The organism is Streptomyces ochraceiscleroticus (assembly GCF_000720485.1).
Taxonomy (GTDB): domain Bacteria; phylum Actinomycetota; class Actinomycetes; order Streptomycetales; family Streptomycetaceae; genus Streptomyces; species Streptomyces ochraceiscleroticus.
Genome location: NZ_JOAX01000029.1, coordinates 17,971 through 29,167, shown reverse-complemented (window position 1 = coordinate 29,167; position 11,197 = coordinate 17,971). Strand labels below are relative to the sequence as shown.

Genomic DNA, 11,197 nt, shown 5'->3' with positions numbered 1-11,197 from the left:
GTGGGCCCTGCCGGCCGCGGCCTGTGCGTTTCTGACGGGGAGCCGGCCCGGCAGGACGCGCCCCGTGGTGACGGTACTGGTCGCGGCGCTGAGTACGACGATCGTCAGGGTTGACACCGGACCCTCGCTCCGGAGCGGGGACTCACAACACCGCCACCGACCGCAGCACATCCCCCCGTTGCAGCCGCCCGAAGGCGTCTTCCACGTCGTCCAGGAGGATCGTCTCCGAGACGAAGGCTTCCAGGTCGAGTTTGCCGCGGAGGTGGAGGTCGATCAGGACGGGGAAGTCGCGGGTGGGGAGGCAGTCGCCGTACCAGGAGGTCTTGAGGGCGCCGCCGCGGGAGAAGAGGTCGTGCAGTGGGAGGTCGACGTGCTGGTCGCGGTCGGGGATGCCGGCCTGGACCAGGACGCCGGCCAGGTCGCGCATGTCGAGGGCCTGGCGGAAGGTCTCCGGGGTGCCGACCGCGTCGATCGTGACGTCCGTGCCGTGGCCGCCGGTCAGCGTGCGGACCGCCGCGACGGCGTCGGTCCAGCGGGAGTTGACGGTGTCGGTGGCGCCGAAGCGTTCGGCGGCGTCCAGCTTGCGGGAGTCCACGTCCACCGCGATCACCCGGCGGGCGCCGGCCAGCGCGGCGCCGGCGATCGCGGCGTTGCCCACCCCGCCGCAGCCGATGACGGCCACGGTGTCGCCGTTGCCCACCCGGCCGGTGTACACCGCCGCACCGTATCCGGCCATCACTCCGCAGCCGATCAGCCCGGCGGCCTCGGGGCGGGCCGACGGGTCGACCTTCACCGCCTGGCGCGCGTGGACCAGTGCCTTTTCGGCGAAGGCGCCGATGCCGAGGGCGGGGGTGAGCGGGGTGCCGTCGAGCAGGGTCGGCGTGCCCTGCGCGGTGCGGGAGTCGAAGCAGTACCAGGGGCGGCCGCGGCGGCAGGAGCGGCATGTGCCGCAGGGGGCCCGCCAGGCGAGCACCACGTAGTCGCCGGGGGCGAGTTCGCCGCAGCCGGGGCCGGTCGCCTCGACGATGCCGGCGGCCTCGTGGCCGAGCAGATAGGGGAAGTCCTCCCCGGCGGCGCCGTCCCGGTGGCGCAGGTCGGTGGGGCACACGCCGCACGCCTGGATCTGTACGAGCACTTCCCCCGGGCCCGGGTCGGGCACCAGGACCGGCAGGACCTCGACCGGCGCCCCCTTCTTCACGGCGATGACGGCGCGGGCTTCGTGCGGCATGTCGTCACTCCTCGACAGCGCCTGCGGGCGGCGGAGGGCAGGTGCCGGACCTTGTTGCCTATCGTGCGGCCTGTTGCACCATAGGAGACATGCTGGGATTTGGACCGCGATCCGTCAAGAGGGTTCGACGCCCGCGTGCAGCCCGATTTTCCGTTCGTTTCTCCGTCCGCTGCTCAGCCCGTTTCCCGGCACGTTTCTCAGGCTGCGAAGCCCATGGCGCGGGAGAGGTCGGCCGCCGCCTTCGCTGCCCGCTCGGCGAGCTCCGGCAGCAGCTCGCGCTCCATGCGGTACGCCGGGCCGGACACGCCGATCGCGCCGATCACCGCCCCGTCGTGCGCCCGCACCGGCGCGGCCACGGCGTTCAGTCCGATCTCCAACTCCTCGGCCGTGCAGGCGTAACCGAGCTCCAGTGCCTCGGTGAGCTGTGCGCGCAGGGGCGCGGCAGTGAGGGTGTGTTCGGTGAAGCGGGGCAGCGAGCGGGTCAGCAGGCCGTCACGGCGCTCCCGCGGCAGGTGCGCGAGCAGCACCTTGCCGCTCGCGGTGGCGTGCAGCGGGGTGCGCCGGCCCAGCCAGTTGTACGCGGTGACCGCGGCCCCGCCGCGCGCCTGCATGATGTTGACCGCCGCGTCGCCGTCCAGTACCGCGATGTTGGCGGTCTCGCCGGTGTCCTCGGCCAGCGCGCGGCATACGGGGGCGCCCTCCTGGGAGATGTCCAGCCGGATCGCGGCGGCGCCCGCCAGCCGGAGTACGCCGGCACCCAGGAAGTACTTGCCGCGCTCGCCCTCCTGTTCCACCAGTCCGCGGTTCTCCAGGACGCCGAGGATGCGGAAGGCGGTGGACTTGTGGACGCCCAGCTCCTCGGCCAGCTCGGTCACCTTGGCCTCGCCCAGCCGGGCCAGGATCTCCAGCACGCTCACCGCCCGGTCCACGGACTGGACGGAGCCGGCACCGCCGCGTGTGCTGTCGCCGGTGTCCTCGATGGTCTCGTTGGCGCTCGTATCGGTCGTCTTCGGCATGGGTCTGTGCGTCACCGCCCGTTGGCCCTGGGGCCAGTCGTCGGGAGCCCGTCGTGATCCGCTCCCGGATCTCGGTCTGTTGCGCGTCCTGTTGTTGCGCATCGCGCGGTGCGATGCGTGATAGGCAACGCCATCATACCGATCGGTGTGACAGGAACCAGATGCCGGCCACAACTTTTCGGAGTCAGGGCCTCCGGAAGAGGCATCGGCGCGACCTCGGGGAACCGGGTCAGGCGGCGGCCGAGCGCCGTTCCTGCCGGCGCGCGCGCCGCCGCTCCCGGCGCAGCGCCCTGGCCGTGCTGCTCGGACGCGACTCCACGCCGTGCCGCTGGATCCACACCTGCCGGGTCACCCAGACATCCAGTACGCCCCAGGTCGCGACCACGGTGGAGGCGACCGTGCTGAGCACCGCGGGAAAGGCGAGCCAGGACCCGGCGAGCGTACTGAGGAAGGCCACCATGGCCTGGACGAGCGTCACCGCCACGATGATGACGGCCCGCACCGCGGCGGTACGCACCGGATCGGGCATCCGGGGCCGGGTCAACGGCTCGTCCTGCCACAGCGTGCCGCCTCTGCCGAGGTCCATGAAGCCGTCACTCTCCCCGTACTTTCCCCGCCTGCCCGGCTGTTCGGTGACTGCCCGGATTTCCTCCGGTACATGCCGCCGTGCGCCGTCACCCGGGAGTCATGGTCGCTCACCGCCGATGCCGTGCGGACGGCGGGGGCCGGTTCTTTCCGGCCAACAGTCGTGGCCCGGAAGAGGGTGCGAGTGAGGTGGTGGAGACCACACGGGCGGGCGGGTTGTCCGGGAATCGCCGGACAAGGGCGGCCATCCGGTCCTGACCTGCGGACCGGTCCGTCGGACAGCTCTTCGAGTTGACCCCCCGACAGTAGTAGGCTCGCGCCGTTTGTTGACGGAACACCACCCCCGCGAGCCGGGGTTGACGTAGGGGAGGCCATGCGCTTTCGCGGGAAGTCCATCCGCCGGAAGATCGTGGCGTTGCTGCTCGTACCTCTGGTGTCCCTGACCGCCATGTGGGCCTTCGCCACGTACGTCACCGGCACCGAGGCCCGCCAGTTGCTGAAGGTCGCGGTCGTCGTCGACAAGGTCGGTTACCCGGCAGAGGACGCGGTACAGGCCCTGCAGAAGGAACGTCGCGCCACCCTGGTCTACCTCGCCGACCCGCGGATCGCCGGCTCGCTGACCGACCTGCGCCGGCAGACCCTCGCCACCGACCGGGCCGTGGCCCGGCTGCGCGCCAACGCCAAGGGCTCCGACGTGCGCGAGGACCTCCTCGGGGGCGCGGGCTTGCGACTGCAGACCGCCGTCAAGGCGTTCGCGCACCTGGACGAGGTGCGCGACCAGGTGGAGAACAACACCCTCACCCGCCGCGAGGCGTTCGAGCGGTACAACGCCCTGGTCGACCCCTGCTACGACTTCCTGGGCAGCATGCACTTCCTGCCCGACCCGGACATCTCCAAGCAGGGCGGCGCACTGGTGGCGCTCACCCGCGGGCGCGAGGCGCTCTCGCGCGAGGACGCGGTGCTCAGCGCCGCGCTGGTGTCCGGCTCGATGTCCGCGCGCGAACTGCGGGACTTCTCCGACCGGGTGGCCGAGCGCAAGGTTCTCTACGAGACCAGCCTCAGCGCGCTGCCCGCCGCCGAACGTGCCGTGTTCGAGGACTACTGGAACGACGCTAAGCCGCGCGAACTGGAATCCTTCGAGGACGCGGTGATCGCCGCGGGACCGTCCGGCGCCACCGAGGCCATCAACGCCGAACGCTGGCACGCCACCGCGCGACAGGTCCTCGGCGATCTGGACAGGATCGGCAAGGCCGCGGGCGACCGCTTCCAGGACCGGGTCCAGCCCGCCGCGATGACCGTACTCGCCAAGGCCGCGTTCGCCGGCGTCCTCGGCTTCGTCGCTCTGCTCGCCTCGATCATCGTCTCGTTCCGGCTCGGCCGCCGGCACGTGAAGGACCTCGGCCGGCTCCGCAAGGACGCGCACGAGGTGTCCGGCGTCCGGCTGCCCAGCGTCATGCGCCGCCTCGCCGCGGGCGAACCGGTCGACGTGGAGACCGAGGCGCCGCGGCTGGAGTTCACCCAGGACGAGATGGGCCAGGTCGCCCAGGCCCTCCACACCCTCCAGCGGGCCGCGGTCGAGGCCGCCGTCAAGCAGGCCGACATGCGCCGCGGCGTCTCCGAGGTCTTTGTGAACCTCGCCCGCCGCAGCCAGGTTCTGCTGCACCGTCAGCTCACCCTGCTGGACGCCATGGAGCGCCGTACGGAGGACACCGACGAGCTGGCCGACCTCTTCCGCCTGGACCACCTCACCACCCGCATGCGGCGGCACGCCGAGGGCCTGGTCATCCTCTCCGGTGCCGCGCCGTCCCGGCAGTGGCGCAAGCCCATCCAGCTCATGGACGTCGTCCGGGCCGCCGTCTCCGAGGTCGAGGACTACGAGCGCATCGAGGTGCGCCGGCTGCCGCGGCTCGCGGTGGAGGGCCCGGCCGTCTCCGACCTCACCCACCTCATCGCCGAACTCCTGGAGAACGCCACCGTCTTCTCGCCGCCGCACACCGCCGTGCAGGTGGTCGGCGAGCGGGTCGCCAACGGCTTCACCCTGGAGATCCACGACCGCGGCCTGGGTATGGCGGCCGACGCGCTCCTGGACGCCAACCTCCGGCTCGCCGAGACCCCCGAGTTCGAGCTGTCCGACACCGACCGGCTCGGCCTGTTCGTGGTCAGCCGGCTGGCCCAGCGGCAGGGCGTACGCGTCTCGCTGCAGCCCTCTCCGTTCGGCGGGACCACCGCGGTCGTCTTCATCCCCGGCACGCTGCTGACCGAGAGCGCCGACGGGCGACCGGAGGGCGGCCGCGGCGAGGACACCGGCTCGATGCTGCGTCGCGCGGCGGCCGAGTCGGCACGCGGCGGGGCGCTGGCCGCGCTCGCCCAAGTGCCGGTGGCGCTGCCGGAGCGCGGCGCACCGGACGCCGCGTCGGAGCGGGCCGACGAGGAGGACGAGAGCGTCTTCCGCGGGCCCCGTAGGCAGCGCCGTACCGAGGAAGGCCGCCCCGCGCTGCCGACCGGTCCGGTGCCCGCCGAGCGCGTGGAGCACCAGCCGGCCGGCGAGCCGCCGCCGGGCGGCGGCCCCGCGCCGCTGCCGCGCCGCCGCCGGTCGCCGGTCCTGGTCAGGGACCACGGCCGCCCGGTGGAGGGCGCCGAACGGCCGGCGGCACGTGGCGACGTGCGGCCCGCAGAGCGCGCGGAACCCGGAGAAGCGGCCCCGTCCTCCGAAGAGGCCCGGTCCGCCGAGAAGGGGGCGCACGCCGCGAAGGCGCCGCCCGCTGCGGAGGCCCCGTCCGCCCAGGAGGCGCAGCCCGCGCGCACCGCGCCCGGTCTGCCCCGGCGGGTGCGGCAGGCCAGCCTCGCCCCCCAGCTCAAGACGTCGTCCGGCCGGCCGTCCGGCGCGGCGACCGAGGCCGCGGGCCCCGCGGCCGACCGCGACGCCGAGGACGTACGGTCCCGCATGGCATCGCTCCAGCGCGGCTGGCAGCGCGGCCGGCGTGAATCCGGCGAAGACGGCAGCGCCACTGCACCGAGAAAGAACATGGGAGGGGACGGTCGATGACCGCACCGAAGGCAACAGCAGCCGGGACCGCAGGAAAGGGCTCGGGCGAACTGGGCTGGCTGCTCGACGAGCTGGTCGGCCGGGTGGGCTCCATCCGCGAGGCGCTCATCCTCTCCAGCGACGGCCTGGCCACCGGCGCCTCCGCCGACCTGCCCCGGGAGGACGCCGAGCACCTGGCCGCGGTCGCCTCCGGGTTCCACAGCCTGGCCAAGGGCGTCGGCCGGCACTTCGACGCGGGCCAGGTGCGGCAGACCATGGTCGAGCTGGACGAGGCGTTCCTCTTCGTGAGCGCCGCCGGCGACGGCAGCTGCCTGGCCGTGCTCGCCGACGCCGACTCCGATGTCGGCCTGATCGCGTACGAGATGACGCTGCTGGTCAAGCGTGTGGGTACGCACCTGGGTACGGCGCCCAGGACCGGTGGGCCCAGTTGAGGATGACGACGGTGACCGCATGAACCGAAAAGATCAGGCCGGGTCCGCAGCGGGCCCGGCCCGGTGGTTCGACGACGAGGCGGGCCCGGTCGTCCGTCCGTACGCCATGACCCGCGGCCGCACCGCCAGCGCCGCCGTCGCCAGGCTCGACCTGATCGCGCAGGTGATCGCGGAGAGCCGCGCCGACGAACCGGTCACCGATCAGTCCCTGTCGCCCGAACACCTCGACATCGTCGACCTCACCCGGGAGGCCCCGCTCTCCGTGGCCGAACTGGCCGCCGAACTGGACCTGCCGGTGGGCGTGGTCCGGGTGTTCATCGGCGACCTGCTCGACGCGGAGCTGGTCCGGGTCACCCGTCCGGTGCCGCCCGCCGAACTCCCGGACGAGGACATCCTGCGCGAGGTCATCAACGGCCTGCGCGCTCTGTAGAGCCTGCGCCGCCATACGGGAGCAGTGTTCGCAGCTCCCGTAAAGGGGCGCCGCTCCTACAGAGCCCGCGCCCTCAGCCCCCGTAGAGGCACGCGGCGCCTACAGGGCCCGCGGTCTCAGCCCCCGTACAGCGCCAAGTACGGCGCCAGCGCGAACAGGGCCAGTACGAGGCCGGTCTTGAGGGTGCGTGAGGGGAGCGCGCGGGCGATGCGCCAGCCGATCAGCACGCCCGCAAGCTCCGGTACGCCGACGAGCGCCGCCAGCGGCCAGTCCACCGCGCCGTGCGCCACATAGCCGAGCGTCCCCGCGGTGGCGATCACCACCGACTGGACCTGCGCGACGGCCAGCGCGGCCAGTACCGGCATCCGCAGCGCGACCAGCAGCGGCACGGTCAGCATCGGCCCGCCGACCCCGAACACCCCGCTCGCCACCGCGACACCGAACCCGAGCAGCGCCGTCACCCAGGCCGAGGGGTACACCGCGTCCGTAGGCGCGGCGCGCCGCGCGCGGTACCACACCAGTGCCCCGACGAGCGCCACGAAGGCGCCCAGCAGCAGCCCGAAGGCGCGCCCGGAGAACAGGGTGTTGGCCAGTACGCCGAGCGGGGTGCCGAGCACCGCGGCACCCGCCAGTACCCATGCCGTGCGCCGCGTGCGCGGCTCCCGCAGCTCACCGGAGCGCACGTACGCGGCCGTGCCCAGCAGGCCCGTGGCGACGTGCGTGACGATGGCGGTGCCCGCGACCTGGGCGGGGGAGAGGTCCGTGAGGACGAACAGGCCGACGGTCGCCAGTACTCCTCCCGGGCCCACGGCCGTGATGCCGACCCCGGCCGCCAGCCCGAACAGCGCCAGCAGGGCCGGCGTCGTGGTGTCGAGGCCCAGGCCGGTCATCACGCCTCCTTCGGGGCCGGGCCGCGGTGCAGCGTGGCATACAGGGCCAGCCGGTCGGCCCTGATGTGCAGTGACTCGGCGTCCACGGGGCGGCCGTCGGCGAGATGCGTGAGCCGTTCGATGGCGAAGACCGCGGCGCCCGCCTCCACGCCCAGCAGCGCGGCGGTGTCCGGCCCCGCGTTGACCGCGTGCACCGACACCTCGGCCCGGCCCAGGCGTTGCCCGGAGGTCTCCTCGATGAGCGCGAACAGGTCGCGGTGCGCGAGGTCGCAGCGGAGCAGCGGCGTCCCGATGTCGGCGGTGAGGTAGGTGGTGTCCAGGGACAGCGGGAGGCCGCCCAGCCGGCGCAGCCGCTCGACGTACACCGCGCCCTCGCCGGGAGCCAGGCCCAGCCGTTCCGCGATGGCCGCCGGGGGAGCCGGGACGGGGCGAGCGGCCCGTACCTCGTTGGTGACCGCGCCGTGCCCGGTCAGCGTCTCCGCCAGGCCCGCCAGCCGGTCCAGCCCGTGGCCGTACTTGGGCATCACGACCGTCGTGCCCACGCCTTGCTTACGGGAGATCAGCCCCTCGTTGCGCAGCAGCGCCAGCGCCTCGCGTACGGCGTTGCGCGACGCCCCGAGGTGCGCGCCCAACTCGCGTTCGCCGGGCAGCACGCCGTCCTCGTACGCGCCGCTGGTGATCCGCTGCCGGAGCACGTCGGCAAGCTGCCGGGCGCGCTCGGCGCGGGGCCGGGAGGACACCCAGGGCCCGTCGTCCCCGCCCTCCGCCCCCGGTGGTCCCGTCTCCCGCATGACTGACTCCCTTCCGCGCCGCCCCGTGCGCCGTCGACGGTACTCGTCGGCCGTTACGCCAGAGTTACGCCACCCACGCTGACCTGCGTAAACGACTGACCAGCAGGTTTGAGGGGAATGCCGGGCCATTCCGCCGGGCAGACGCGTCCGTACGCGGCGCCCCGTACGTTCAGTGATCATGAGCACATCAGACAGGGGCGGTGCCGGACCCGGGTCTTGCCGTCGGTACAGTCGGTGCGGAACGATCCACTCCTACCCGGGAGTTGTCGTACTCCCCCCACTCGTCATCAGCCACGGTGCGCCGGTCCGTCGCTGACGCGGCAGCACCGAAAACGGAGGAAGCGGTCAATGGTCTTCGGGCGCGCTGAGCGACGCCGCAAGAAAGCCGTCGAGCCGGTCACGCTCAAGATCCTGGTCGCGGGCGGCTTCGGCGTCGGCAAGACGACGCTGGTCGGCGCGGTGAGCGAGATCAAGCCGCTGCGCACGGAAGAGCAGTTGAGCGAGGCGGGCCGGCCCGTCGACGACACCGCGGGCGTCGAGGGCAAGCACACCACCACCGTCGCCATGGACTTCGGGCGGATCACCCTCCGCGAGGACCTGGTGCTCTACCTCTTCGGCACGCCGGGCCAGGACCGCTTCTGGTTCCTGTGGGACGAGCTGTCCACCGGCGCGCTGGGCGCGGTGGTACTCGCCGACACCCGCCGCCTGGAGGACTCCTTCGCCGCGATCGACTACTTCGAGCGCCGCGGCATCCCCTTCACCGTCGCGGTCAACTGCTTCGAGGGCGCCGAGCGCTACCCCGCCGAGACCGTCCGCGACGCGCTGGACCTGGACCCGGACGTCAGCGTCGTGTACTGCGACGCCCGCGAGAAGGGCTCGGCGCGCGACGTCCTCGTCGAGGTCGTGCAGCACGCGCTGCGCATGAGCGAGGAGCAGCGCGAGCCGGCGCTGTCCTGACCCGCCCGGCGCGCCGTGCCGGCTTTCCGGACACGCCGCGGCCCGTACCCCGCCGTCCGGAGTACGGGCCGCGACGACCCTGCGCACGGGCCTGTACCGCGTGTTCATGGCCCCCGCAGGACATCCTGCGCGCCTTCCCGCTCGCTGGCCTACTCGCCGTTCTCGTCCAGCCAGCCGAAGCTGCGCTCCACCGCCTTCCGCCACTGCGCGTACTCCCGCTCCCGGACCTCGCCCGGCATCCGCGGCGACCACTCCGCGTCCCGCTTCCAGTGCGCCTTCAGCTCGTCCAGGTCCTGCCACACGCCGGTGGCCAGGCCCGCCGCGTACGCCGCGCCCAGGCAGGTGGTCTCCGCGACCACCGGCCGGATCACCGGCACGCCCAGCACGTCCGCCTGGTGCTGCATCAGCAGGTTGTTGGCGGTCATCCCGCCGTCCACCTTCAGCGTCGTGATCTGCACGCCGGAGTCCTGGTACATCGCGTCCACGACCTCGCGCGTCTGCCAGCTCGTCGCCTCCAGCACGGCACGCGCCAGGTGCGCCTTGGTGACGTAGCGGGTCAGGCCGGTGACCACACCGCGCGCGTCGGAGCGCCAGTACGGCGCGTACAGTCCGGAGAACGCCGGCACGATGTACGCGCCGCCGTTGTCGTCCACGCTCGCCGCCAGCGTTTCGATCTCGTCGGCGGAGCTGATGATGCCCAACTGGTCGCGGAACCACTGCACCAGCGCGCCGGTGATCGCGATGGAGCCCTCCAGGCAGTACACCGGCGCCTCGCCGCCGAGCTGGTACCCCATCGTGGTCAGCAGCCCGCTCTTGGAGGGCACGGGCCGGTTCCCGGTGTTGAGCAGCAGGAACGATCCGGTGCCGTAGGTGTTCTTGGCCTCGCCGACGCCGTAGCAGGTCTGGCCGAACACCGCTGCCTGCTGGTCGCCCAGCGCCGACGCCACCGGCACGCCCGCCAACTGGCCCACGGCCGTGCCGTACACCTCGGCCGAGGACCTGATCTCCGGCAGTACCGCCTCGGGGACACCCATCGCCGAGAGGATCGCGGGGTCCCACTGGAGGGTGTTCAGGTTCATCAGCATCGTCCGGCCCGCGTTGGTCACGTCCGTGACGTGCACCCCGCCGTCCGTGCCACCGGTGAGGTTCCAGATCAGCCAGGAGTCGATGGTGCCGAACGCGATCTCGCCGGCCTCCGCGCGCGACCGCAGCCCGGGCACGTTGTCCAGCAGCCAGGCCGCCTTCGGCCCGGAGAAGTAGCTGGCCAGCGGCAGGCCCGTGGCCTCACGGAACCGGTCCTGGCCGTCCGCGCCGCCCAGTTCGTTGCAGAGCGCCGCCGTCCTGGTGTCCTGCCAGACGATCGCGTTGTGCACGGGCTTGCCCGTCCTGCGGTCCCACAGGACCGTGGTCTCCCGCTGGTTGGTGATGCCGAGCGCGCTGAGCTGGTCGGCGCGCAGCCCGGCGCCCGCGAGCGCGCCCGCCACGACGGCCTGCACCTTGGACCAGATCTCGGTCGCGTCGTGCTCCACCCAGCCGGGCTTGGGGAAGATCTGCCGGTGCTCACGCTGGTCAACGGCGACGATCGCGCCGTCCTGGTCGAAGACGATGCAGCGGCTGGAGGTGGTGCCCTGGTCGATCGCGGCGACGTACTTCTGCGTGCTGTCCGTGCTGTCCGTCATGACGTCTCCTCAGTCGGATGACCGCAGTCGGCGAGCGGTGGTGCCCGCAGCGCAAGGCTGCGGGCGGAACGGCGCGGTCGGAAGCCCGCGCACAAGGGCAGTCATGAACGATGGGCGCGAGGGGAGTCATCGAGGGGAGTCGTG

General features: G+C 72.8%; 10 protein-coding genes. 4 read left to right on the top strand and 6 right to left on the bottom strand.

Annotation, left to right across the window (positions count from 1 at the left end; all coding sequences use genetic code 11):
* Positions 1-142: 142 nt before the first annotated feature.
* The 3 genes from IG84_RS0130380 to IG84_RS0130370 form a co-directional block, all read right to left on the bottom strand.
* The gene (locus IG84_RS0130380) at positions 143-1,228 is read right to left on the bottom strand and encodes an S-(hydroxymethyl)mycothiol dehydrogenase (protein WP_031064066.1); all 1,086 of its coding nucleotides are present in this window, start codon (positions 1,226-1,228) and stop codon (positions 143-145) included.
* Positions 1,229-1,425: 197 nt separating this feature from the next.
* On the bottom strand, positions 1,426-2,244 hold the full coding sequence (locus IG84_RS0130375) for an IclR family transcriptional regulator (RefSeq protein WP_031064064.1): 819 nt from the start codon (positions 2,242-2,244) through the stop codon (positions 1,426-1,428).
* 229 nt (positions 2,245-2,473) lie between these two features.
* Entirely contained in the window at positions 2,474-2,890 is a 417-nt protein-coding gene (locus tag IG84_RS0130370; protein ID WP_245659662.1) for a hypothetical protein, read from the bottom strand.
* 312 nt (positions 2,891-3,202) lie between these two features.
* On the opposite strand from IG84_RS0130370, the gene IG84_RS0130365 reads away from it, so the two are divergent.
* Genes IG84_RS0130365 through IG84_RS0130355 form a run of 3 tightly spaced genes read left to right on the top strand, consistent with a single transcriptional unit; the run spans position 3,203 to position 6,736 of the window.
* Positions 3,203-5,875, top strand: coding sequence for a sensor histidine kinase (locus IG84_RS0130365; protein ID WP_031064056.1), 2,673 nt, complete (start codon positions 3,203-3,205; stop codon positions 5,873-5,875).
* On the top strand, positions 5,872-6,306 hold the full coding sequence (locus tag IG84_RS0130360) for a roadblock/LC7 domain-containing protein (protein ID WP_030250594.1): 435 nt from the start codon (positions 5,872-5,874) through the stop codon (positions 6,304-6,306). Before IG84_RS0130365 ends, IG84_RS0130360 begins: the two co-directional genes overlap by 4 nt.
* A 19-nt stretch (positions 6,307-6,325) precedes the next feature.
* Positions 6,326-6,736 carry a DUF742 domain-containing protein gene (locus IG84_RS0130355; RefSeq protein ID WP_031064053.1) on the top strand — a complete coding sequence of 137 codons (411 nt, stop codon included), beginning with the start codon at positions 6,326-6,328 and terminating at the stop codon, positions 6,734-6,736.
* Between the two features lie 116 nt (positions 6,737-6,852).
* On the opposite strand, the gene IG84_RS0130350 is transcribed toward IG84_RS0130355, so the two are convergent.
* Entirely contained in the window at positions 6,853-7,626 is a 774-nt protein-coding gene (locus IG84_RS0130350; RefSeq protein ID WP_031064050.1) for a sulfite exporter TauE/SafE family protein, read from the bottom strand.
* A complete protein-coding gene (locus tag IG84_RS0130345; RefSeq protein WP_051862645.1) occupies positions 7,626-8,417 on the bottom strand; it encodes a GntR family transcriptional regulator in 792 nt (263 codons plus the stop codon). Before IG84_RS0130345 ends, IG84_RS0130350 begins: the two co-directional genes overlap by 1 nt.
* 348 nt (positions 8,418-8,765) lie before the next feature.
* Between IG84_RS0130345 and IG84_RS0130340 the strand changes: the two genes are divergently transcribed.
* Complete coding sequence (locus tag IG84_RS0130340) at positions 8,766-9,374, top strand: GTP-binding protein (protein ID WP_031064043.1); 609 nt, start codon at positions 8,766-8,768, stop codon at positions 9,372-9,374.
* A 149-nt stretch (positions 9,375-9,523) separates the two neighbouring features.
* On the opposite strand, the gene glpK is transcribed toward IG84_RS0130340, so the two are convergent.
* Positions 9,524-11,053, bottom strand: a complete 1,530-nt coding sequence (glpK, locus tag IG84_RS0130335; protein WP_031064041.1) for a glycerol kinase GlpK — start codon at positions 11,051-11,053, stop codon at positions 9,524-9,526.
* Positions 11,054-11,197: the final 144 nt, after the last annotated feature.